This window comes from Corynebacterium sp. CCM 9204 (assembly GCF_041357695.1).
GTDB lineage: Bacteria > Actinomycetota > Actinomycetes > Mycobacteriales > Mycobacteriaceae > Corynebacterium.
The window spans coordinates 621,320-644,570 of the sequence record NZ_JAUERX010000001.1; the positions used below are offsets into that span (position 1 = coordinate 621,320).

Annotated in this window: 23 protein-coding genes and 1 pseudogene; 14 read left to right on the forward strand and 10 right to left on the reverse strand. The window is 58.3% G+C overall.

Features of this window, described 5'->3' with window-relative positions; all coding sequences use genetic code 11:
- The first annotated feature begins 5 nt into the window (after nucleotides 1–5).
- From QWU43_RS02710 to QWU43_RS02720, 3 genes are all read left to right on the forward strand, one after another.
- Nucleotides 6–629 carry a TIGR03085 family metal-binding protein gene (locus QWU43_RS02710; RefSeq protein WP_370917063.1) on the forward strand — a complete coding sequence of 208 codons (624 nt, stop codon included), beginning with the start codon at nucleotides 6–8 and terminating at the stop codon, nucleotides 627–629.
- A 96-nt stretch (nucleotides 630–725) separates the two neighbouring features.
- Nucleotides 726–3,920 (forward strand): DNA translocase FtsK, encoded by a 3,195-nt coding sequence (locus tag QWU43_RS02715; protein ID WP_370917064.1) that lies wholly within the window; start codon nucleotides 726–728, stop codon nucleotides 3,918–3,920.
- A gap of 228 nt (nucleotides 3,921–4,148) precedes the next feature.
- Nucleotides 4,149–5,210, forward strand: coding sequence for a TerC family protein (locus QWU43_RS02720; RefSeq protein ID WP_370913983.1), 1,062 nt, complete (start codon nucleotides 4,149–4,151; stop codon nucleotides 5,208–5,210).
- A 93-nt stretch (nucleotides 5,211–5,303) separates the two neighbouring features.
- Here the strand turns inward: QWU43_RS02720 and QWU43_RS02725 are convergent, their stop codons facing one another.
- Entirely contained in the window at nucleotides 5,304–5,597 is a 294-nt protein-coding gene (locus QWU43_RS02725; RefSeq protein ID WP_370917065.1) for a YciI family protein, read from the reverse strand.
- 80 nt (nucleotides 5,598–5,677) lie between these two features.
- On the opposite strand from QWU43_RS02725, the gene pgsA reads away from it, so the two are divergent.
- The 4 genes and pseudogenes from pgsA to QWU43_RS02745 form a co-directional block, all read left to right on the forward strand.
- A complete protein-coding gene (gene pgsA / locus QWU43_RS02730) occupies nucleotides 5,678–6,244 on the forward strand; it encodes a CDP-diacylglycerol--glycerol-3-phosphate 3-phosphatidyltransferase (protein ID WP_370913985.1) in 567 nt (188 codons plus the stop codon).
- A 4-nt stretch (nucleotides 6,245–6,248) separates the two neighbouring features.
- Nucleotides 6,249–6,782, forward strand: a complete 534-nt coding sequence (locus tag QWU43_RS02735) for a CinA family protein (protein WP_370913986.1) — start codon at nucleotides 6,249–6,251, stop codon at nucleotides 6,780–6,782.
- Between the two features lie 102 nt (nucleotides 6,783–6,884).
- The gene (locus QWU43_RS02740; protein WP_370913987.1) at nucleotides 6,885–7,211 is read left to right on the forward strand and encodes a helix-turn-helix domain-containing protein; all 327 of its coding nucleotides are present in this window, start codon (nucleotides 6,885–6,887) and stop codon (nucleotides 7,209–7,211) included.
- Between the two features lie 156 nt (nucleotides 7,212–7,367).
- A pseudogene (locus QWU43_RS02745) lies at nucleotides 7,368–8,091 on the forward strand (PspA/IM30 family protein); the annotation flags it as partial.
- 251 nt (nucleotides 8,092–8,342) lie between these two features.
- On the opposite strand, the gene QWU43_RS02750 reads toward QWU43_RS02745, so the two are convergent.
- The 3 genes from QWU43_RS02750 to QWU43_RS02760 all read right to left on the reverse strand — a co-directional run bounded on the left by QWU43_RS02750 (nucleotide 8,343) and on the right by QWU43_RS02760 (nucleotide 10,439).
- The gene (locus tag QWU43_RS02750; RefSeq protein ID WP_370913989.1) at nucleotides 8,343–8,969 is read right to left on the reverse strand and encodes an energy-coupling factor transporter transmembrane protein EcfT; all 627 of its coding nucleotides are present in this window, start codon (nucleotides 8,967–8,969) and stop codon (nucleotides 8,343–8,345) included.
- Entirely contained in the window at nucleotides 8,969–9,661 is a 693-nt protein-coding gene (locus QWU43_RS02755; RefSeq protein WP_370913990.1) for an energy-coupling factor ABC transporter ATP-binding protein, read from the reverse strand. Before QWU43_RS02755 ends, QWU43_RS02750 begins: the two co-directional genes overlap by 1 nt.
- Before the next feature lie 181 nt (nucleotides 9,662–9,842).
- Nucleotides 9,843–10,439: a biotin transporter BioY gene (locus tag QWU43_RS02760; RefSeq protein ID WP_370913991.1), complete on the reverse strand. Its 597-nt coding sequence runs from the start codon at nucleotides 10,437–10,439 to the stop codon at nucleotides 9,843–9,845.
- 106 nt (nucleotides 10,440–10,545) lie between these two features.
- Here QWU43_RS02760 and QWU43_RS02765 point away from each other — a divergent pair, with 106 nt between their 5' ends.
- The 3 genes from QWU43_RS02765 to QWU43_RS02775 all read left to right on the forward strand — a co-directional run bounded on the left by QWU43_RS02765 (nucleotide 10,546) and on the right by QWU43_RS02775 (nucleotide 12,914).
- Nucleotides 10,546–10,752: a DUF3046 domain-containing protein gene (locus QWU43_RS02765; RefSeq protein WP_370913992.1), complete on the forward strand. Its 207-nt coding sequence runs from the start codon at nucleotides 10,546–10,548 to the stop codon at nucleotides 10,750–10,752.
- A 362-nt stretch (nucleotides 10,753–11,114) separates the two neighbouring features.
- The gene (gene recA / locus QWU43_RS02770) at nucleotides 11,115–12,218 is read left to right on the forward strand and encodes a recombinase RecA (RefSeq protein ID WP_370913993.1); all 1,104 of its coding nucleotides are present in this window, start codon (nucleotides 11,115–11,117) and stop codon (nucleotides 12,216–12,218) included.
- Nucleotides 12,219–12,323: 105 nt separating this feature from the next.
- The gene (locus tag QWU43_RS02775) at nucleotides 12,324–12,914 is read left to right on the forward strand and encodes a regulatory protein RecX (protein ID WP_370914292.1); all 591 of its coding nucleotides are present in this window, start codon (nucleotides 12,324–12,326) and stop codon (nucleotides 12,912–12,914) included.
- 73 nt (nucleotides 12,915–12,987) lie between these two features.
- Here the strand turns inward: QWU43_RS02775 and QWU43_RS02780 are convergent, their stop codons facing one another.
- The 4 genes from QWU43_RS02780 to gluA form a co-directional block, all read right to left on the reverse strand.
- Nucleotides 12,988–13,932 carry an amino acid ABC transporter permease gene (locus QWU43_RS02780; protein WP_370917066.1) on the reverse strand — a complete coding sequence of 315 codons (945 nt, stop codon included), beginning with the start codon at nucleotides 13,930–13,932 and terminating at the stop codon, nucleotides 12,988–12,990.
- Nucleotides 13,933–14,616, reverse strand: a complete 684-nt coding sequence (locus tag QWU43_RS02785; protein WP_370913995.1) for an amino acid ABC transporter permease — start codon at nucleotides 14,614–14,616, stop codon at nucleotides 13,933–13,935.
- A gap of 59 nt (nucleotides 14,617–14,675) precedes the next feature.
- Nucleotides 14,676–15,563, reverse strand: coding sequence for a glutamate ABC transporter substrate-binding protein (locus tag QWU43_RS02790; protein ID WP_370913996.1), 888 nt, complete (start codon nucleotides 15,561–15,563; stop codon nucleotides 14,676–14,678).
- A gap of 77 nt (nucleotides 15,564–15,640) precedes the next feature.
- A complete protein-coding gene (gene gluA / locus QWU43_RS02795) occupies nucleotides 15,641–16,369 on the reverse strand; it encodes a glutamate ABC transporter ATP-binding protein GluA (RefSeq protein WP_370914293.1) in 729 nt (242 codons plus the stop codon).
- 241 nt (nucleotides 16,370–16,610) lie between these two features.
- On the opposite strand from gluA, the gene miaB reads away from it, so the two are divergent.
- Nucleotides 16,611–18,158: a tRNA (N6-isopentenyl adenosine(37)-C2)-methylthiotransferase MiaB gene (gene miaB, locus QWU43_RS02800; RefSeq protein ID WP_370917067.1), complete on the forward strand. Its 1,548-nt coding sequence runs from the start codon at nucleotides 16,611–16,613 to the stop codon at nucleotides 18,156–18,158.
- An 84-nt stretch (nucleotides 18,159–18,242) separates the two neighbouring features.
- Nucleotides 18,243–19,022, forward strand: a complete 780-nt coding sequence (locus tag QWU43_RS02805) for a hypothetical protein (protein WP_370913998.1) — start codon at nucleotides 18,243–18,245, stop codon at nucleotides 19,020–19,022.
- Between the two features lie 3 nt (nucleotides 19,023–19,025).
- On the opposite strand, the gene QWU43_RS02810 is transcribed toward QWU43_RS02805, so the two are convergent.
- Together QWU43_RS02810 and QWU43_RS02815 are read right to left on the reverse strand one after the other, a co-directional pair.
- Complete coding sequence (locus tag QWU43_RS02810) at nucleotides 19,026–20,168, reverse strand: GNAT family N-acetyltransferase (protein ID WP_370917068.1); 1,143 nt, start codon at nucleotides 20,166–20,168, stop codon at nucleotides 19,026–19,028.
- A gap of 49 nt (nucleotides 20,169–20,217) precedes the next feature.
- The gene (locus tag QWU43_RS02815; RefSeq protein WP_370914000.1) at nucleotides 20,218–21,540 is read right to left on the reverse strand and encodes a DUF349 domain-containing protein; all 1,323 of its coding nucleotides are present in this window, start codon (nucleotides 21,538–21,540) and stop codon (nucleotides 20,218–20,220) included.
- Between the two features lie 162 nt (nucleotides 21,541–21,702).
- Here QWU43_RS02815 and QWU43_RS02820 point away from each other — a divergent pair, with 162 nt between their 5' ends.
- Both QWU43_RS02820 and miaA read left to right on the forward strand, forming a co-directional pair.
- A complete protein-coding gene (locus QWU43_RS02820) occupies nucleotides 21,703–22,338 on the forward strand; it encodes a hypothetical protein (RefSeq protein WP_370914001.1) in 636 nt (211 codons plus the stop codon).
- Nucleotides 22,335–23,249 carry a tRNA (adenosine(37)-N6)-dimethylallyltransferase MiaA gene (miaA, locus tag QWU43_RS02825; protein WP_370914002.1) on the forward strand — a complete coding sequence of 305 codons (915 nt, stop codon included), beginning with the start codon at nucleotides 22,335–22,337 and terminating at the stop codon, nucleotides 23,247–23,249. Before QWU43_RS02820 ends, miaA begins: the two co-directional genes overlap by 4 nt.
- Nucleotides 23,250–23,251: the final 2 nt, after the last annotated feature.

Here is a 23,251-nt window from a genome sequence, read left to right on the forward strand (position 1 = left end):
GGGCCATGACTTTTGCCGCCACCGAACGTGCCGAACTCGGCGCGCTCCTGCTCGAGCTCGGTCCCGAGGCACCCACGCTCTGTACTGGGTGGACGACACGGGACATGGCAGTTCACCTGCTGCTCCGGGAGACTCGCCCCGATGCTCTTCCGGGGTTGTTTGTCCCTGGATTCGGTGGACATCTGAGATCTGTCAGTGAGAAGATCGGTGCCCGCGACTACTCGGAGATCGTCCGCAAATGGGCTTCGGGGCCGCCCCGATTCAGCCCGCTGAGGCTCATCGACGCGCAGGTCAACACTGTGGAACACTTCATACACCATGAGGACGTCCGGCGAGCTCGACCGGGATGGAAACCTAGGTCGTTTTCGCTGGAGGATGAACAGCAGATGCTGGTCCTCCTCCGTAGGGGCGCTGCCCGGCTTCTGCGGAAATCAGTTGCCCCCGTGATACTTGATCCTGAAGGTGCGTCTCCCATCGTGGCTGCCGGGCATCGTGGTATCGCAGGTAGTGGCTCAGACGTTGTCCGTGTCGCGGGACCGGTTGGTGAGATTTTGGTCTTCTGCTTCGGACGACAAGCTGACGTCACGGTGAGGGGAGAGCGAGAGCGAATCTGCTTCACCCGCGTCTGATTTTGTTCTGGCGCATCCCGAGGTGAAAGCGGTTTCGGTGGAGGATGAGACGTTGCTTCTGTGACTGAAGTGTCTGATGCGTCTATCCTGGCAGTCATGCCAGCTAAGAGTCGTCCCGGATCAGCACGCCGAGATAAGAATCGTCCCGGAAACTCGCGTAGTCAACGGAGTACTCAGGCGGTGCAGACCCGTTCAGCACAGCGTGCGTCCGCAACGACCGGGGAACGCACTGGAAGTGCCTTCGGCCCGATCAGTGGTGGTGTTCGCGGTTTCTTCGGGTCTGTGGCGCGAGGTCTCGGAAATACCGCCCGCTCTGTAGGTTCGCGGAGTTCTGACACCCCATTGACGGAAGAGCGTACGGAGGAAGCTCAGTTGCGTAAGGGAATACCGCGGCGCAAGTCCTCCGAGGGGGGCTCCGCAGAGACGACTCGGGCTGCTGAGGATACCCGCCGTGGTGGCTCCGGTGAAGCGGATGATCCTGAAGGTCATGACGTTGAGGAATCGCCTGTTGGTAGTCACGACGGTGCCGGCCTGGTGCTCATCGCGCTGGCGGTGATTCTCGGAGGAGCTGTGTGGTTCAACATCTCAGGTCCTGTGGGACGTGCTATTGACGGGGGAGTACGCTGGCTGATCGGCGCGGGAGCTCTCGTTCTTCCGATCGCACTCGTCACCATCGCGTTCTTCCTCATGATCGGCGGTGGGCGTGCCAGTGGAGGGACGTCCTCCGGGTCCCCGCGAATCACTGCGGGACTGGTACTTATCATCGTCTCGATGCTCGGACTCATCCACATCTTCGCCGGGTTACCGAGGGACATCCCTGGGCGACACAGTGCGGGTGGGGTCATTGGCGTCCTCGTGGGAGATGTCGTCGCCAGGGGATTCACCCCCTACATAGCGGTTCCTCTGTTGTTACTCGTCATCGTCTACGGTGCACTGAAAGTAACGGACATAACGGTCCGTGAGCTCGTCATGCACCTGAGTCGAGGCCGGGAATACCGTGCTTCGGATAACGAAGTTGCCGCAGATAGCGAAAGCACACAACCGTCTTTCCTAGGGGGAATCGCATCCTTCTTCGGGTTCGGCCCTCACTCCAGGAGCACCGAGTCGGACGTTAACGACGAGGATGCTGATGACGTCGCCGACTTCTCCGGCTACGAGGAGACTTATCGCCCCACCCATCGCAGTTCGGTCAACCGTAGGCATACGAGCCCAATGGAGGCGTACCCGCTTACCGGTGATGATGACGAGGATGACGGTGCCGAAGTGCACACACTGTTTTCCGGGGGAGCCGCAGAGAAAGCTCAGCGATCCCGGAGAAAACAGCCACCTTCGGTGTCGGATACCAGTGAACTTCCCGTTGTCCCGGATTTATCCCAGCCAGCTCGGAAATCCCGGGAAGCCACGATCTCCGGATCAGGCAGCAAGATACCTGTTGGTGACGTGGTGGATACGGCGGTTGGAACGGTTGCAGGTGCGGTGACCCAGGCTGCTACAGGTACCGGAAACGCGGGAGCGGCGGCCGCTGCCGTTACACGAGGGGTTGAAGATGCGGTAGCGGCGTCCAGGGAAGCGGTACGGCAGGCGATCGTCGCCAGATCCGGGGTCGATGCCGCAGCCGTTCCCGCTTCGGTCCCGGTCAGTGAGCGGCCGGGGACTCGCCCGGCCCAGGCTGACACCACCCAACAGAACACTGAGCCAACCAGATTCTCGGGATCCGACAGCTATGTTGTCCCGAGTGCCGACATGCTCATTCCCGGTCACCGGCCAAAGACCCGCTCCGAAGCCAATGATCGGATGATCGAGGCAATTACCGCGGTGTTCAACGAATTCAACGTCGATGCCTCCGTTGTCGGGTTTTCCCGGGGACCGACGGTTACCCGCTATGAGGTCGAGTTGGGCCCTGGTGTCAAGGTATCGAAGATCACGAACTTGCAGTCGAATCTCGCCTATGCCGCCGCAACGGACAATGTACGCCTGCTCACTCCGATCCCCGGCAAGTCACTCGTCGGTATTGAGGTCCCGAACAGCGACCGGGAGATGGTTCGTCTCGGAGATGTGCTTAATGCTCCCGCGACCGTGGGAAACCATGATCCGATGCTCATCGGCCTGGGAAAGGACATTGAAGGGGAGTTTGTCTCCCACTCCATGCAGAAGATGCCGCACCTTCTGGTTGCGGGTGCCACAGGTTCGGGTAAATCGGCATTCGTGAATTCGTTGCTGGTCTCCCTGCTCACCCGTGCCACGCCTGAGCAGGTGCGTCTGATCTTGGTCGATCCGAAGATGGTGGAGCTCACTCCCTATGAGGGAATTCCGCATCTGATCACGCCGATCATCACACAACCCAAAAAGGCTGCGGCGGCGTTGCAGTGGCTCGTGGAGGAGATGGAGCAACGTTACATGGACATGAAGTCTGCTCGCGTCCGCCACATCAAGGATTTCAACCGCAAGGTACTTTCAGGAGATATAACCGCCCCCCAGGGGTCTCAGCGGGAGTACCGTCCCTATCCCTACATTGTCTGTGTTGTCGATGAGCTCGCGGACCTGATGATGACTGCTCCGAAGGAAATCGAGGATTCCATCGTCCGGATCACCCAGAAGGCACGTGCTGCCGGCATCCATCTGGTTCTGGCCACCCAGCGTCCGTCAGTAGACGTGGTCACGGGTCTGATCAAGACGAATGTTCCCTCTCGCCTGGCTTTCGCTACCTCTTCACTCACGGACTCTCGCGTGATTCTCGACCAGGCCGGAGCCGAGAAACTCATTGGTATGGGTGATGCGCTCTTTATCCCGCAGGGTGCCGGAAAACCACAGCGTATCCAGGGTGCATTCGTGACCGATGAAGAGGTTCAGGCAGTTGTGGATGCCGCGAAGGCACAAGCTGAGCCTGATTACACGGAAGGAGTGACTGAGGATAAGGCCTCGGAGTCCAAGAGAAATATCGACGATGATATCGGAGACGATCTCGACGATCTGCTCCAAGCCGTCGAACTTGTTGTGACCAGCCAGTTCGGTTCCACATCAATGCTGCAGCGGAAGCTCCGCATCGGCTTCGCGAAGGCCGGTCGACTCATGGATCTGATGGAGACCAGAGGGGTTGTCGGTCCTTCTGAGGGGTCCAAGGCCCGCGAGGTGCTGGTCAAACCCGAGGAACTGGACACGATCATCTGGATGATCAAGGGAGGAGACCCCGAGGAGGCTCCGAAAGACGATGATTTCGGTGAAAGCCCGAATGAAGATGGCGGTGGCGGCTCTACCGTCGTCAACGCGAACCCCGCGGGTGGAATCTTCTGACCGGGTATAGCGCATCGTTGGCGCCGGTCGGTACGGTCGCTGTAGAGTGGTTCCGGTCATGGAGGGGAGTACCCCACCTATCGGCACCGGTCGTCAACACGGAAATCGGTCGTCGTACCGTACAACCGGTGCCCGGCACGATTTCCCGGCCGTGTCGGCTATCCAGCCGGGTAGCGGGGGAGACCTCCGGTTTTCACGTCATATTCTGAGACCGGAGGTCTTTTTCAAATGGAAGTAAACACCTTCACCTGGGTCATCACCGTTATTGTTCTACTCGGTTTCATCGCCTTTGATTTCCTGAGTCACGTGCGTAGCCCGCACGAGCCGACCATGAAGGAGGCTGCGGGGTGGATGGTCTTCTATGTCCTGCTCGCATGTCTGTTCGGTGTATTCCTATGGTTTACCTGGGGAGGCTCGGAGGGGAGCCACCAGCACGGTATTGAGTTCTTCGCCGGTTACATCACAGAATTGTCACTGAGCGTGGATAATCTCTTCATTTTCGCCCTGATAATAGGGTCCTTCAAGGTGCCACGGGCTTACCAGCAGAAGGTACTGCTCATTGGCATCGCACTGGCGTTGCTTTTCCGGGGCATCTTCATCGGACTCGGCGCTGCGGCGATCAATGCGGCGAGCTGGGTCTTCTATATTTTCGGGGCGTTTTTGCTCTATACGGCGATCAAACTCATTGTTGACGAGGTTCGAGGGGTCGAGGAGACCCAGGTTGATGACATGCTCGTAGTCCGGACGGTTCGAACGGCTGTCCCGGTGTCGAGTGCCTTCGACAGGGACAAACTGTTCACCCGCATTGATGGCCGGAAGATGGTCACTCCGTTGATGATCTGCCTCGTGTGTATCGGATTTATAGACCTCATGTTCGCGTTTGATTCGATTCCCGCTATCTTCGGGCTGACCAGGGAACCGTACATCGTGTTCACCGCGAACGCCTTCGCTTTGATGGGGTTACGCCAGATGTACTTCTTATTGGATGGACTGCTGGATCGGCTTGTCTATCTCCCTTACGGACTCGGGGCAATTCTCGGTTTTATCGGTGTTAAGCTCACACTCCACGCGATGCACGAGAACAGTCTCCCCTTCATCAACGGCGGGCACCCGATTCATGTCCCTGATGTTTCTACCGCGTTCTCCCTGGTGTTCATCGTGGTGACCCTATTCCTTACGACCGTAGCCTCGGTGATCAAGACGAAGCGGGACGCGGTGCAGGGTGCCGTTCCGCCAAAGTGGAACAAAGCGAAGGATATTCCGGAGGAACCCGGTACCCACGTCTCCTAGAAGTGTCCGGGGGTAGAAAAACAATGATGCCCTCCCGGTACTTGGTCGGTACCGGGAGGGCATCATTGTTTTCTATAGTGGCCCGGGGATATCTCACCCTCCGAAGACATTGAGAACCGGGTTCCAGGAATGGAAGAACCGCGCGGTGAGCGCGCCTTCGGTGTGGAAGGGATCCCGATCCATGAGTTCGCGTGCGTCATCAAGTGTCGAGGGTTCGGGTAGCCGGATCACAATCAAGGCACCGCCGTCACCATCGGTGTACGGACCCGAACCGATCAACTGCCCTTTTTCCTTGAGTTCTGTGAGAAACTCACGGTGACGTGGCCGAACTTCGGTGATGAGAGAAGAATCTGCCGGATAAGCGTACTCGACGACGAAGGTGTTCATGTCCACCGATTATAGCCCTGGACACCTCCTGACGGCGTGGTCCGACAATGTGAGTACTGTAGGGGAGTGTGAGTGGTGCCATGAAGAAAACCAGCGGAGCAGCGGAGTCGCCGTCTAACCTCAATTTGCCCAATGTTCTCACCTCTCTGCGGATCATCGCAATCCCGTTGTTCGTGTGGTTGGTGCTCCGGAGTGGTAGTGAGCATGCGGGCTGGATGTGGGCTTCCTTCGTGCTCTTCATCGCCTTGATGATCACGGACAAACTTGACGGTGACATCGCACGTGCCCGTGGTCTCGTAACTAACTTCGGTAAAATCGCCGACCCTATCGCCGATAAGGCATTGATGATCGCGGCGCTGATCAGTCTCAACCTGACGGGCGCGCTGTGGTGGTGGGTGACCGTTCTCATCGTGGTGAGAGAACTCGGTATCACCCTCTGGCGAATGGGGCAGCTCAGGGCGGGACGTGTCGTTCCGGCCTCCCGGGGCGGAAAACTCAAGACTGTACTTCAGTCGGTCGCTGTTGCACTGTATCTTCTTCCACTCCCCGGTTTCCTGCATCCTTTGGTTGTTCTCGTGATGCTGGTTGCTGTTCTGGTTACCGTGGCGACCGGGGTCCAGTACATTCTTACTTCCCGGCGTCGGTGATCCTGTGCAGAGCACTTTTCCGATCGACGAGGTTCTGCCTGAACGAGTTGTTGCCGTACTCCGGGGACGGGGAGACACCGTAGCGTTCTGCGAGTCTTTGACTGCGGGGCTGGCTACTGCCGTGCTGGCGGGTGTTCCAGGAGCATCAAAGGTTCTCCGCGGTGGTCTGGTTACCTATGCAACAGAATTGAAGATCACTCTCGCGGGCGTGGATCGGGATATCGTGGACACACACGGAGTCATTTCCCCGGAGTGTGCACAGGCGATGGCACTCGGAGTGAAGCGGGTTTGTGGAGCGGACTGGGGCGTCTCGCTCACGGGGGTCGCGGGACCCGATCCGCAGGATGGGAAGCCAGTCGGAGAGGTGTGGATCGGTTTCTCGACACCATCGGGGGAAACCCACGCGTACAGGGCTAACTCGTTGCCGGATGGCGACGAGCTTCTCAGGGGGAACAGGAATGAGATTCGTCATGCCGCAGTTATGGTGGCACTGCGGCAGATGCTTCAGGAGTTCGCTAGAACCGAAACGGGCGCATAGCGTGGGGTCACGTCACGACGTAGTGGGTGAACTCCCGATTTTCTGAACGGAGTTTTCCGCTTTCAGGGAACAAACCCGACAGCTCATACGTTAGACCCAGTGATGGCTACTTACACTGCTCTTCTCGATCAGCCGGTCCGGGTACCGGCACGTACTGATGAACCGAGAGAACCTCTCCTGCGTGAGGCACTCGGCTCCGCACTCCGTGCATTCCGTGCGGACCGGGGGATAACGCTCCGGGAACTCGCGGAGACATCTCGAGTGTCGCCGGGATACCTCTCCGAGCTGGAACGCGGCCGCAAAGAAGTCTCTTCGGAGCTCCTTGCCGCAGTCTGCCATGCACTCGGGACGAGTGTCTCAGATGTTCTGATCGAGGCGGCGGGCTCAATGGCGGTGCACACCGCTGAAGCTGATCTGGCTGCGGTGTAGTGTCGTAACCGTTAGATTGGTAATAGTTCCGGTCCTTTTCGGCTGGGGCGACGTCCGTACAATACCCGGGTAGGTTTTACACCCGCACCGCATCACGCCCACCGCTTACGCCGCCGTGGGTTTTTGAGTTAATGAACGGAAGGCTCGATTCTTACTATGGCTAACCCCTTTGTCAAGGCTTGGAAGTACGTTATCGCGCTGTTCGACTCCAAAATTGAGGAACATGCTGACCCCAAGGTTCAGATTCAGCAGGCCATTGAGGATGCGCAGCGTCAGCACCAGGCTCTCTCGCAGCAGGCGGCGACGATCATCGGTAATCAGCGCCAGCTTGAAATGCAGCTTAACCGTCGTCTCGCAGACATCGAGAAACTTCAGGCGAACACCCGTCAAGCACTTGAGCTTGCTGACCGTGCAGCAGCCGATGGCGACATGGCGAAAGCTACTGAATACACCAATGCAGCAGAAGCTTTCTCTGCTCAACTGGTTACCGCGGAACAGTCGGTTGAAGATACCAAACAGCTTCACGATCAGGCTCTCCAGCAGGCAGCCCAGGCTAAGAAGGCAGTTGAACGTAACGCAATGATGCTGCAACAAAAGGTTGGAGAACGCACGAAGCTCCTTAGCCAGTTGGAGCAGGCGAAGATGCAGGAGAAGGTCTCCGAGTCACTGCGTTCGATGAACTCCATGACTGCGTCCGGCAGTACCCCTAATCTCGATCAGGTTAGAGAGAAGATTGAACGCCGCTACGCCAATGCCCTGGGCCAGGCTGAACTCGCCGAGAACTCCGTGGAGAACCGTATGGCTGAGGTTGAACAGGCTGGAGTGCAGCTTGCCGGGCACAGTCGTCTCGAGCAGATTCGTGCCCAGATGGCCGCTGAAAAGCTCGGCACGGGTAGCCCGGAGCGGCAGCTCGAGAACATCGGAGGAGAGTCTTCCAGCCCGAATGTGACAACTTCCGCTGTTGAAGAAAAGATGCGGCAGCTACGCGAGGAAAACAGGGACAAGTAGTAGTTCCACCTCGGTTTCGGGAGAAAGGGGTGCGGCCGGTGACTACACCGCTGCCGCATCCCTTTTCATCCTGAACTCATTCTGAAAGTGGGGGCAACCGTTGTCTGCGGGTGAGGAGAAGCATCAGTCATCGACGCCGCGTGCGAGGAGTGCGTCCGAGATCTGTTGAGCTCGCCGAATAGACCTGATGATGACGGGCGTCCCGAAAGCGGTCACCGACACCGTGGCGCCCCGTGCTTTCCTGGCATCCAAAACTTCACGAACCGTTGCCAACTGTAATGGTATGAGCCTGATGGTGAGCGACATCGCCAAGCTTATCTTCCCGGCTGGGATTCCGAGCCTTTCGAGCGGGCGGAGGCTCTCTTGAAGTGCATCCATCATCGCAGAAACCCGGGTGGTCAGGGTGAGGAGTGTCGCGGCCATGATTGATGAGGTAATCAACAGAAAAACAAGGGCTGCCGAGTGGAAATCTTGTTGCCACCATTGGAAAGCGGCGAAGAACCCGAGCAAGGGCAGTGCAGGCCAGATCTGGCCCCACGCGACCCGCACCGGAATTCGTGCAGCAGCGACGAGTATCGATACTGCGATGACACAGATGACTGCACCGGAAACAGTCTTTATGAACAGGGTGGAACCGACAATGTAGCTGATCAGCGCTGCGAACTTCCATGATGGGCTGAACCGGTGGATGAAGGTGTTACCGGGAACGTAAACTCCCATCGGGATCGCTGTGAAACCTGGTCCGGCCATCAGTTCTCCTCCCGCAGCATCTGGTTTCGGTAGTCGTGTATTACCTGGTGGGGATCTCCATCTGCGACGATCCGGTGATCATCTATACAGAGCACCCTGTCGAAACCCGTGAGAAAATCCAGGTCATGCGTGACGACGATGAGCTGCTGATCAAGTGAGTCAAATTCGCGGCGGATGCGTAGCCGGTTACGGAGGTCCAGGAGGGTAGTCGGTTCATCCGCGATAATCACTGCAGGCTCGATTATCAGGACCGCAGCGAGCGCGAGGAGTTGTTTCTCGCCGCCCGAGAGGACGTGAGGGGAGGAATCCGCTAGTTCCGTGAGCCCGAACCGTGCCATCATCGCTGCCACTCGGGCGTCACGTTCTTCCCGGGACACCTTCATTCTGCGGAGGGAGAAAGCGATGTCTTCGCGTACTGTCGGCATGATGATCTGGTTCTCGGCATCGGAGAAAACGAACCCGACTCGGCGTCGGACGTCACGTCCGTGGGTTGCCGGATTGACCCCGTCGACAGTGACTTTTCCCGATGTCGGTTCACCCAGTCCATTGATCATCCGGATCAGCGTAGATTTACCGCCGCCATTAGCTCCGATGATCCCGATCCTTGACTCAGTGAGTTCCAGAGATAAAGGCTCCAGCACTGTTTTTCCTGCGAAGCTGGCAGAGACCTCTTCAAATACGATCCGGGGCATGTGTTAGGGCACCTTCCAGAAAAAGAACCCCGCAGCCCCGGGAATGGATGTATTGAGCGATCTATTTGGGTACTCTCATGCGCGGCCGAATCATGCAGAGTTTCGAAGGATATCAGTCCGGTGTGTGCAGGTTTCCCTACGTCGGGGCTGCGACGCAGGGAAACAGGGTTATCCGAAACCCCTATGCAGTTGCCGCGTGCCCGGTCTTCCGTGGACCGAACTTGCGTAGATCCGGTAGCGCTGTGTGAACCCCGACCGCGATCGCAACACCGAGAATAAGTTTGACCACGGCACCGGGAATGAAGGGGATCTGAACCTTGAGTGCAGAAACAAGGGTCATGTCGGCACGCCACATCAAGCCTAGAATGCCGAACAAGTACTGGACCAGCAGCGCTGCGAGGAAGGCCAGTGCGAAGTTGAGGGCCATCGCGCCTCGGTTACGAGGTGCGCGGGCACTGAGGAAGCCCGCGATCAACGGGGCGAGGAGATAGCCGAGCAGGTATCCCACGGTCGGGCCGCTGAGGGCAGTGAGGACACTCTTTCCCTGGGAGAGGACAGGTAGTCCGACGATACCCAGGAGGAAGACGATCACCAGGGCGAGAAAACCGCGCCGTGGGCCGAGGATCAGTCCGACGACGATACAGGCTGCATTCTGCAGAACGATGGGGACACCGGCGGAACCGACGGGAATAGAGATGTACCCGAGGACGATAATGAGGGCCGCGAACACCGCTGAATAAGCGAGATCGCGCACATTGAAGATTGTTTTGTCATTCATGGGTGCTGACACTACCCGGTGGTGCTGCAGTTGAACAGTGTTCATGCAGGGGAACAATACGACCGTCCCGATCGATGAAGCGTGAGGCGACTGTAGTATGTCGGATATGCGTCTGCACCAGTTCGACCGACTCATCGACTCGGAATTTGGGCATGCCCACGGACGTTGGCTTCTACGCACACATGTTCTCTCGCGACTCGGGAAAACTCCTGTTGAGCTGATCGATGCCGGTGTTGACCCTAGGGATGTCTGGTGGGAGATCTGCCGTGACTTCGAGATTCCAGAGAATCGTAGGTTGGGTCCCGATGAGTGATCAACCTGTCCCGTTCGCTTGGTGAAGGGGCAGGGAGCACATTGATGTCGAACACTTGTGCGTGTAAGATCGGGCACTGTTGCGCTCGTGGATTAATGTGTTGGCTGGCGTCCCGGAGGGACGGTCCGACGATGCAGGTCCGCACCATCTCATCAGAGCTTCGGTTGCCGGGGTAGCAAACATCATGTCGCCCCCGTTCGAGGTGAATTCAGGGTCCGCTGGATCCGCCCCGACGGTTCTCCGGTCCGATAGGTGTCAGGGTTTTGGCCGGTCGGGTAGCGACGGTCTGCACACGGTCCGAAAATCCCGGGCATTCGAACTTTTCCCATAACACCGAGACAGAGCACGAGGTTCCCATCGCAATGGCAACGAAGAAGAAGACCAACGCGGCATCCACTGGCGATGAGCGCCGGAAGGCCCTTGACGTCGCCATGTCCAGAATCGAGAAAGACTTCGGTAAAGGGGCGGTGATGCGGCTAGGGGACGATAACCGTCCACCGGTGAAGGCCATCTCTTCCGGGAACACCGCCATCGATATCGCACTGGGGGTAGGTGGTTTCCCTCGGGGACGAATTATCGAGATCTACGGTCCCGAGTCTTCTGGTAAGACCACCGTTGCCCTGCACGCTGTGGCGCAGGCGCAGAAAGAGGGCGGGATCGCTGCTTTCATCGACGCGGAGCACGCACTCGATCCGGAATATGCGCGCAAGCTCGGGGTGGACACGGACAATCTTCTGGTTAGCCAGCCGGATACCGGGGAACAGGCGCTGGAGATCGCTGATATGCTCGTCAGATCCGGAGCTATCGACATCATTGTCATTGATTCTGTCGCGGCGTTGACTCCGAAAGCCGAGATTGAGGGAGAAATGGGGGACTCCCATGTTGGGTTGCAGGCTCGACTCATGAGTCAGGCTCTCCGGAAGATGACCGGTGCGCTGCACAATTCCGGAACAACGGCTATCTTCATCAATCAGTTGCGTGAGAAAATCGGTGTGATGTTTGGATCGCCTGAAACCACGACGGGTGGAAAGGCCTTGAAATTTTATGCTTCCGTTCGCTGTGATGTTCGCCGGATTCAGACCCTCAAGGACGGTCAGGATGCAATCGGAAACCGTACTCGGCTCAAAGTCGCCAAGAATAAGGTGGCACCGCCTTTCAAGCTCGCGGAATTTGACATCATCTACGGTGAGGGTATCTCCAGGGAGTCATCGATCATTGATCTTGGTGTTGAGAACGGCATCGTCAAGAAGTCGGGCTCTTGGTTTACCTACAACGGTGATCAACTCGGGCAGGGCAAGGAGAAGGTACGTCTTTACCTGAAAGATAACCCAGATATTTCGGATGAAATCGAGCACAAGATCTTCGCAAAATTGGGGGTGGCGGGTCATACGGATGATGATTCGTTGAGCGATGATCCGGTTGATGTCATCCCAAATGTGGATTTTGATGACTCCGACGCTGAATAGAAAGCGTGAGGATGATCTGTTTCCGGATAGCGAGCTTTCGTAGATTTGTGTCTCGGGATGGGAAATTGAGGAGGAACGGTAGTGGTGGTACGTACCGGTGAGACGATGAGAGGTAACCAACCGTACACACTCGACTGTCTCCGGGAGTTGGTGGCAGCAGTCGGCGCGGACTGTCCCGGGGCCATTGATTCCGAAGATGAGAAAGCTCGGGCACAGATTCGTCACCGTGCCCTCCTTCTGCTCGATCATCGTTCGAGATCTAGACATGAACTGACAGAGCGTCTCCAGCAACTCGATTTCTCTCCGGGGCTTGTATCGGATGTATTGGATGACCTCCAGCGGACGGGCCTCATTGATGACCGGAATTTTGCGACCGAATGGGTGCGGCAACGGCATCATCGTCGAGGAAAATCACGTGCGCTTCTCGAAAACGAACTCCGTGATAAAGGCGTAGATGCAGGGATAAGGGTCGAGGCGCTCGGTCAAATCGCGGAGGCTGACGAACAGGAGATGGCCATGAGACTCGCCCGTAAGAAAGCCCGTACTACGGTGCCGCGCATCCCGGAAGATCGCAGAGCCCGGGATAAGGCTCTCCGACGCATACTGGGCGTACTTGCCAGGCGGGGTTTTCCTCATGAGATGTCGATGGAAGTTGCCGATACAGCGCTTGATGAACGGATCTCGGAGCTCCGGTGAAAACACCCAGAAGCCTCTAGGAACGTTCTCTCATGGTGCCGCCGCCTCTGGCGGGGTCTCAGGAAAAGTAGGATCACTCTCCCTGGGAACGAAGATCACGGTGCAGCGGGTCATGCCAGTCGACCACGGCCCGGTCCTTCGTTTCGACACCTTGATCGGGGTGTTCGGGTACTTTCGCGACGATGAGTTTTCGGGCACGCCCGGCACGGAGTTGACGCTCGATCCGCTCAGCCAGGAGCGTGAGCGCGTAGTTGATCGTGATCATGATCACTGCAACGAGGATGAGCGCGGGAAGATAGTTCCGATATACGGAAGCTGACTGTAACCCGGAACGAACGATCTCAATGTATCCGATCTGGTAACCCAGCGCGGCGTCCTTGAGCGCGATGACCATCTGTGAGATCAGCGCAGGCAACATCGCTGCCACGGACTGCGGCAATAGGACCGACCAGGTTGTCTTCCGGTGGGACATCCCGAGGGCCCGGGCTGCTTCCATCTGCCCCCGTGGCAGTGACCTGATACCGGAACGAAGGATCTCGGCGATCACGGAGCCGTTGTACATGGTGAGCCCGAAGACGACAGAGGAAAATGCGAGCTGTGATGAAGGAACGACGTTGTATACCGCGAACATCTGGTAGGCGAAGATCATCAGGATGAGCACTGGAATTGCCCGGAAGAATTCCACGATGATACCGCAGAACAAGGAGAGCGGTCGACTCGGAGAAAGACGACCGAGTCCGAGAGCCGTTCCCAGGATGAGAGCGAGGATGATTGAGCAGAACGCTGATTTGAGAGTTCCCCACAGTCCCGGAATCAGGTAGGTACTCCAGGTCGTTGATTTCAGGAACGGCGTCCATTTCTCTGCCTCGAACTGCCCGTTGTCATGGAGAATCCGAAGGGCCCAGATGCTGATGATCAGTGCACTGATGATCGTGACGGTCGTCAGGATACGGTTTAACCATCGTCCCTTTGGCCCCGGTGCGTCATAGAGAACTGTTGCACGTACACTGCTGCTCATTTAGTGTCTCACCGCCAATTTCATCGAGTAGTGGCTGACCAGTAGCCCCATGGGAAGTGTGAGAACGATGAAGCCCAAGGCGAAGATCCCGAAGATCAGAAAGCCATGTGCGGCATGATTTTCGATGGTTGTTTTCATCAGCAGTGACGCCTCGGCGACCCCGATGACGGATGCGACCGTGGTGTTCTTGGTCAGGGCGATCAGTGTGTTTCCCAACGGTACGATTGCTGCGCGTAGTGCCTGCGGGAAGATCACCGATCCGAAGATCTGCGGGAAAGTCAGTCCCAGGGACCGGGCTGCCTCCGCCTGGCCGAAGTGCACGGTGTTGATCCCCGATCGAAGTGACTCGGCGACGAATGCCGAGGTATAGAGCACGAATCCGAGAACCGCTAGCCGGAAGTTGTTCGACTCGATGAAATGTGAGTTGTCAGGTGCAAGTGTGAGACCGAGATTTCCGTACAATCCGATTGAGCAGAAAAGAATGATTAGGGTCAACGGTGTGTTCCGTACGGTGTTGATGTACAGCACCGAGAGCCGACGCATGATTGACACCGGAGCCACCCGCAGTGCGGTGAGAAAGGTGCCGAGCAGAAAACTGCCGATGGCTGAGAAGACCGTTAGCTGGACAGTGACCCAAAAAGCAGGCCACAGGCTTGGTGCCAGGTCATTCCACATGGCGCTCATGAATGTGGAGGCTCCTTGTCGGTGTCGTGAAGGAACAGAGGCCGCTTGCCCCGGGTTACCTACTTAGCGGTCAGGAAGGAAAGATCGCCGGGAGTTCCCTCCTCGACGACGGAAGCGTCATCTCCGAGATTCTTCTTCAGTAGTTTCGTGAACTCGCCGGAAGAGTACATCTCTTTCAGGGCCGTGTTCACGGCTTCGGTTGAGGCTTCATCGCCCTTCTTCACGCCGATGCCGTAGTACTCATCGGTGAAAGGTTTGCCATCTGGCTTGACCATTTCGATGACGCGGAACTGATTGTCGTACTGGGCGGCGTAACCGTAGAGGATGGTTGCGTCTGTCGTGACGGCGTCAACCTTCCCTTGGCTCAACGCTTCGACGCAGGAAGCGTAGGTATCGTACTCCTGTAACTGGACACCTGTGAGCGCGTCCTTAACTTTCTGCGCCGGGGTGGAACCGGAAACAGAGCAGAGTTTCCCGCCCTTGTCCAGGTCTTCGAGGGATGAGATCTTGTCATCGTCTTTGCGTACCAGGAGTGCCTGGTGCGTGATGAGATAGGGGCCGGCGAAATTGACGGCTTCTGCTCGGGAGGCGTTGATCGAGTACGTGGCGGCGATCAGATCGACTTCACCATTCTTGATCATGGTTTCGCGCTGTGCAGATGGGGTTTCTCTCCAGGTGATTTTCGGGGTGTCCCAGTTGTTTTCCTCGGCGATGTGGTTCACGACGTATGTGGCGACGTCGACATCCAGGCCGGAGAAGGAACCGTCCGGGTTCCGGAGACCGAGGCCGGGCTGATCGAACTTGGTGCCGACGTTGACTTTGCCTGACTCAATGGAGCCAAGGAGTCCCGCGCTCGAGGAGTCACTACTGTCGCCGCAGGCAATGAGTGCGAGAGCAGTTGCGCCTGCTGCAGTGAGTGCGAGGGTCTTTCTGATGAATGAGTTCATGGCTGTCCTTCTATGTTGTGTCGGGGCGGATCGTGATCTGCCGGGGTAGTGGTGGAGTTTTTGGGGGATCAGGATGATCAGTGACCGAGGATCTTTCCGAGGAAGTCTCGGGCCCGATCTGACTTGGGGCTGTCGAAGAAGGTAGCGGGATCTGTGTCCTCGATGATCGCACCGGCGTCCATGAACAGAACGCGATCGGCGGCTTTTCGTGCGAAACCCATTTCATGGGTCACGCAGACCATGGTCATTCCTCCCTCTGCGAGGTCGGTCATCACATCGAGAACCTCATTCACCATTTCAGGATCAAGGGCTGATGTGGGCTCATCAAAGAGCATGATCTTCGGGTTCATGGCGAGTGCCCGGGCGATGGCGACACGTTGCTGCTGTCCTCCGGAAAGCTGGGCCGGATACTTGTCAGCTTGTTCGGAGATGCCGACTCTCTCGAGTAGCCGCATCGCCTCGGCGTCTGCTTCGTCCCGTTTCATCCCCCGCACCTTCATCGGTGCCAGTGTCACGTTCCGTTTGATGGTCAGGTGAGGAAACAGATTGAATGACTGGAAACACATACCGACATCGGCCCGGAGTCGAGCGAGGTCTTTTCCTTCCTCGGGGAGGATCTCGCCGTCGATGTATATTTCACCGGAATCAATGGTCTCGAGGCGGTTGATGGTCCGGCACAGAGTCGATTTTCCCGACCCTGAGGGGCCGAGTACGACGACGACCTGGCCCTTCGGGACTTCGAGGTTGATGTTCTTCAGAGCATGAAAGTCGTCGAAGTACTTCTCCACGTTCCGCATACGGATCATGGTGTCAGTAGTGTTGTTCGCCATAGTCGAATCATAATGTAACTCATGACACATCTTGGGTTCTGGGGGTGCGTGACATTGTCCGACCTGTGTGTTTCTTTTCTGTTGCAGCTTGCGGGGGTGGTGGGTACGGGTAGTTGGCGACGTCTGCGGGGTCTTCACCAGCGGTATCGGGTCGTTGGTGGATGAGTGGCCGGGGAAGCTCGGCTGGTGGGGGTATTTGGGGCTACAATGGCGCACTGTGTTGAAGCAGAACCCGACATCCCAGCCCGCACGCACCTACGAAGTCCGTACTTTCGGTTGCCAGATGAACGTCCATGATTCCGAACGGCTTGCCGGTCTCCTTGAGGAGGCAGGGTATGAACGGGTGAACACCGGCGCTGAGCCGGACCTCGTCGTGTTCAATACATGTGCCGTCAGGGAAAATGCGGACCAGCGTCTCTACGGCAGCCTCGGTGCACTGCGGGCCGTGAAGCGCACCCGACCCGGAATGCAGATCGCGGTCGGAGGCTGTCTGGCCCAGAAGGACAAAGAAGTCGTGGTGCAGAAGGCGCCCTGGGTTGATGTCGTCTTCGGCACCCACAACATCGGTTCGCTTCCGGCTCTGCTGAACCGTGCTGCGCACAACCGGGAAGCGGCCGTCGAAATCGTTGACGCTCTCGAACAGTTCCCCTCGGTGCTCCCGGCAAAACGGGAGTCCGCCTACGCGGGATGGGTTAGTGTTTCGGTCGGCTGCAACAACACCTGTACTTTCTGTATTGTTCCTTCGCTCCGTGGCAAGGAAGCAGATCGCCGTCCGGGGGATATCCTGGCTGAAGTTCAGGCACTGGTGGATCAGGGAGTCCTGGAGGTGACACTTCTCGGCCAGAATGTCAACGCATACGGGGTTCATTTCGCCGATCCGGGGCTTGACCGGGATCGGTCGGCGTTCTCCAAACTGCTGCGGGCCTGCGGTGATATCGAAGGCCTGGAGAGGGTCCGGTTCACCTCCCCACATCCAGCGGAGTTCACCTCCGATGTGATCGACGCAATGGCGGAGACGCCGAATATCTGCCCGCAACTGCACATGCCTCTCCAATCGGGTTCCGATCGAATCCTCAAAGCCATGCGCCGGAGCTACCGGTCGAAGAAGTTTCTGGGGATACTGGAGGAGGTCCGCTCAAAGATCCCCCACGCGGCTATCACGACGGATATCATCGTCGGTTTTCCAGGGGAAACCGAGGAGGATTTCCAAGCTACCCTCGATGTCGTGGAGGCCAGCAGGTTCAGCTCGGCCTTCACCTTCCAGTACAGCCCACGTCCGGGGACGCCTGCAGCGGAATACGCGGATCAGATTCCGAAAGAAGTCGTCCAGGAGCGGTTCGAGCGTCTCATGGAACTTCAGGAACGTATCTGCGGAGAAGAGAACGCTGCACTCGTGGGGACGCAGGTTGAACTGTTGATTCAGGCAGACGGAGGTCGGAAGAACAGTCACACCAAACGGATCTCAGGGCGTGCACGGGACGGCAGACTTGTCCATCTCAACCCGGTCTCCGACCCGGAAAGCCCTGATGCGATCGACAGGGTGATTCGACCCGGTGACGTGGTCACGGCAAGGGTCACCGGATCTGCGCCGCACTATCTGATCGCTGATGCGGGGGTACTGACGCACCGGCGGACGATTGCCGGAGACATGTCTGAGGCGGGCAGAACCCCGACCACACGGCCGACCGGCGTCGGCCTCGGGCTCCCTGCATTCGGACGTCCCCCGGTGAAATCCACCCCCGTTGAAACCGGTTGCGGTTGCTGAGCCCCTCAGTAGGCTCCGCGGATGGCATAGTCGGACGTGTCCGTACCCCGATAAAAAATGTTTTGTGAAGGAGTATCCGACGTCGTGAGCGACAGAAACAGTTCCCCGGAGAGTTCCTCGAACGATCAAGGGGGGGAATCGACGGAAGACCGGCGTCGGCGGCTGCGTCAAGAGAAGCTGGCGCCCTACATGGACGATCTGCCTGGTGCAGAACGCCGTGCTGCACGGATTCTCGATCTCGGAACACAGCAGGTTCTGCTGGGGGTGGGGATGGTCGCTTTTCTCATGTCGCTCTTTCTTCCGCACTCCGGTCAAGTGCTTGGGTTGGATGTGTTGTTCTTCTCGGATACGGCAAAGAACTTCGTCACGACATGGCCGGAGCGGATCTACGTGTGGACGGGTGTTGTTGGTGTACTTCTGCTTACCGGCGCCACGATAATTACCCGTTCCGCGTTGATCGCTTACCTCGCCTGGTTCTTCTCTGGTACATGCATGTTTTATTCGCTGTTCGCTATCTGGATGCGCCAGTCGCGACCTCCGACGGAACCCGGAGTCGGTCCTTCGTATGGTCTGGTTCTCGGTGCAGTCAGCGTTACACTGGTGGCGTTGGCATTGACCCGGATCGTGCTCCGGCGCTCCAACTTCCAGATTGCTCTTGCTGAAGCCCGCCGGGAAACACCCCAGGAGAATACGGTGCATAAGGTCCAGCAGGAACTTCTCGCCGCCGCGGTTGAGCGCGACAGTCACGATGTCTACTCGGATGATCGGCGGTCCCGTGCTGCGAAACGACGCCGTGCTAATCGGGATCGCGCACGCCAGGAGGGTCGGAAACGACCGGAGGGATCCGTCGAAGGAACTGTCTGAAGTTCACCCGCCCTCGGTCAGATGCTTCTGCCAGTAGACGCTCCGTGCGAGTGTCTCCGCATTCCACTCTGCATTGAGTATCCGGATCGGGGCCACGGTTTCAACGGTTGATGTGTGGATCCGGTTTATCCCGGTATCTCGGGCGGTGCGGGCGAGCATGCTCTTCACGATCCTGGCGAATCCCCTTCTCCGATACGCGGGATCCACAACGGTGAGGATCTGCGCTGCGGCACCAGCAGTATCTTCCGGATGTCTGGACAAGGCCGATGCGGCCACGGGTATTCCCGACGTGTTTCGTACGACCGCCCAGAGAACCTCGCGTCCCGTGGCGCGTGTGTCGGCATCAGCACGGGCGAGACGTGCACTGTCCCAGTCCTGTGGCTGCGAGACCAGTTCTCCCGTCGGGACATCCGCGGAGAAGACCGTGAGTAAACGGCAGAGTCCGTTCATGAGCTGCGCGTCAGCACCGTCGGGCATCAACCCCCGGGCAGATTCCACGGTGTATCCGGGCGGAGGCTCCGGAACGGAGATCTGCGCGGGAATTGTCACCCGGCTCTGCTCTTCAACGAGGACAGGGGTGAACCCGTGGTTGCGGAACGAGAGATCGAGAGGGTCCGGGAACGATCCTGGAGGATACGTGAGTTGTCTCAACTGGATCACTGTGCGTCCGAGTGTCCGGGATATGTCTTCTACCTCCCGCACCAGCATGTCGACGATACCTCCACCGGTTTCGGTCAGCGATTCTCCCGGGAACGGAAGGAATGAGACGTCGAGGGTGATTTCGGCACTACATGTATCCCGATTCTCCCGGAGCGGAACGGAAACCGTGGCCCACCCGAGAGTCATTGGTGCGGAACCGTCACCGGTGACTGAGATCAGCGGGTATCCGAGTTGAGATAATGGAGCTGCACTGAGGATTTCGGAGGTATCGGGATCTTGGTCATCGACGATCATCAGACCCAGTACACGTATATCCGGCCCATCGGACAAGGCGTTGAGAACTGAAGCCACTGATACCGAGGCGTCTGTCGTTCCTGTGACTTGTTGACCGTGGAGACCGAGCATCATGGTCAAGTGCCGGACAGCATCGGAGGCATTGTCCGGGGGCGTACCAATACATGGCGTGGTGAAAAGGGCGGAGCGCATGGAAGGAGAGTCTAATCTTCCGTCCATGTGCCCCGGGAGAGAGTGGACTCTAGCGTTCCTCCACGGCTGCCTTCGCGGCCTCCGCCCATTCAGACCACTGTGCCGCCTGGGCACGAAGCTTCTCGGCTTTACCGGTGTTGCCCTGGGCCTCCGCAGCGTCGGCCTGAGCAGTGAAGTCCTCGACCTTCGCAGCGAATTGAGCTGCCCTGGCCTGTGCAGCAGGGTCGGTCCTCCGCCACTGGTTGTCCGCAGCATCCGAAACGCGTCGTTCAAGCCGAGCGATCTTTTCCTCGAACTCCTTCAACCGTGTCCTGGGGACGAAACCGATCTCCTCCCACTTCTCCTGGAGCTCGCGCAGTTTCCCACGTGCACCCTGGAGATCCTTCTCCGGATTGATTTGGGGATCATAAGTTGCGAGAAGCTCATCCTTCAGTCTGGCGTTCTCCGCGAATTCCCGGTCCCGTTCCTCGTTGAGTGCATTCCGGGCTTCGAAGAAGTGATCCTGGGCCCCCTTGAACCGTGCCCACAGTTTGTCGTCGACTTCACGGGGTGCGCGGCCTGCAGCCTTCCACTCACTCATCAGATCACGGAATGCGCGTGCAGTCTCGTTCCAGTCCGTCGAATCCTTGAGTATCTCCGCACGTTCCACGAGCGCTTCCTTCGCACGTCGGGCGGCTGCCCGACCACGATCAAGTTCGGCGAAGTGAGATCCTCGACGGCGATTGAACGCGTCCCGTGCACGGGAATAACGTTTCCACAGTGCATCATCTGTCTTGCGGTCGATGCCTCGGATCGACTTCCATTCGGTGAGGATTTCATGGAGCCGGTCTCCGGCAGGTTTCCAGTCAGTGGAGTTTTCACCGATCTCCTCGGCCTCCGTCGCCAGCGCTTCTTTGCGTGCTATCGCCTGCGCGCGTCGTTCCTCCTTGGCAGCCCTCGCCTTCTCGTCAGCGACCTCCGATTCGTCGATGATCTTGATGAGCCGCTGTTCGAGGGTATCGAGATCCCCGACGACAGCAGCAGTGGGGAGCGAATCCCGGAGCTGGATGGCGGTGCCACGGATATTCTGGGCTTCGTCCGGGTGAGCCTTCAGACGGGTCTCGAGTAGCTCAACCTCGGTCGCGAGATCATCAAACCGGATCCCGTAGTGTGCCAGTCCCTCCTCCGGGGTACCGGCCTGCCAGGAACCGACTAGGCGCTCACCTGTGCTGGTGGTGACATAGACGTTGCCGGTTTCATCCACCCGACCCCACTTGCGTGGATCCGTACGAGAGATGAGTGGTGTGACAGGTGCCTTCGGACGCGTGGCCGGTGTCGTTCCGGGCCGGGGTCCCGGTCGAGGGCCGGGCTTGGGAGTGGAGTTCGTGCTCATGGTCAACGTCCTTATGGGAATCATCGCCGCGCGACACGGCAGCCGTGAAAGGTAGGGGAATACTCAAGGGGGGTATCTCTCCTCGAGAATACAGCTCGTATGACGAGAGCGTGAAGCATCAGGGGCACTTGCTTTGGGAAGTACGTGGTTTACTCTGATTCTGTGAGCACAGCAACCACCCCCATTCTGAGAGACCGGAGCTGCGTTCTCGTGATCGTTCCGGCTAGTCCCGCACTCGTGATAGCGGGCGGAGCAGATGCCGCCGGTGCGAATCTGAGGGGAGAGATTACGGGTATTCTGTCTCGGTACACTGAACCCCGTATCCATCTCGTCGGATCGCGAGATGACCGGTGGCGGACCCGGCACCGGGGATCTTTCGCCGCGTGGGGAGCCCCCGAGATCCGGGTTGGAGAAGGAAACCATCTTCCGGAACTGGTCCAGCGTTTCCTTCTAGGCCCAGATGCACAGGACCGCGTTGTCGATGTCCGAGGGGAGCTGGGCACTCCGTCGCCCGGGGTGCTCACGATCATCGCCATCGACGGCTCAGCCGGGTTGACTGCCCGAGCTCCTCTTGCGCTGGTGGATGGCGCCGAGGTGGCAGACACCTGGTGCCGGGCGGTACTACAGGGAAAGGTACCCGCTCCGGAAAATGCGGACAGACTCCGGACAAGGGGAATCATCGAACCTGGACTCTGGATGGAACTCGCTGAAATCCGGCCCCTTCGGGCAAAACTCTTCGCTGCGGACACGACACTGGGTGTCGGTCGCTACGTCGCTGAATGGGAGGTGCCCGCATGAAAGGTCCACGAAATACACCCGTAGCTGTGGTCGGCCCCACCGCATCCGGGAAGTCGGCGCTCGGTCTCGCACTCGCCCATGCCCTTGATGGTGAGGTGGTGAACGTGGATTCCATGCAGCTATACCGGGGCATGGACATCGGTACCGCCAAGTTACCGATGACGGAACGGGAAGGCGTCGTCCATCATCAGATCGACGTTCTCGACGTCACCGAGAATGCCAGTGTCGCGCGCTATCAACGTGAGGCGGTCGCGGATGTTCGGGACATCCTCTCGCGGGGGCGGACCCCGGTGCTCGTCGGTGGTTCGATGCTCTACGTCCAGGCGCTGGTTGATGACTGGTCGTTCCCACCGACCGACCCCACGATACGGGCGCGGTATCAGCGCCGTCTGGAAGAAATCGGTGTGGCTGCACTCCACGCTGAGCTCGCCGAGATTGATCCCGCTGCTGCGGAGGTGATCGAGAACAACGACCCCAGACGGACGGTACGTGCACTGGAAGTCGTGGAATTGACCGGGCGCCCCTTCTCCGCCTCTCAGCCCCCCATTGATGCTCCACCCCGCTGGGGAACCCGGATACTCGGGCTCGCTACCGACCCGGAATGGTTGAATCCACGCATCGAGCAGCGAACACACGAGATGTTTGACAGGGGGCTTGTCGATGAGGTCGAGTCTCTGCGGGAGCACGGTCTCGTAGCGGAGTCCACGGCCGGCCGAGCGATCGGATACGCCCAGGTCTTCGCCCACTGGCGCGGGGAACTAAACGCCGTGGAAATGGTCGAACGTACGATCACCGGAACTCGTCGCTACGTCCGACGCCAGCGGAGCTGGTTCCACCGGGATCCAAGGACCGTCTGGTTGGATGCAGCGGGGGACACCCTGGATCAGGCACTTCAATCACTAGACTCATGATC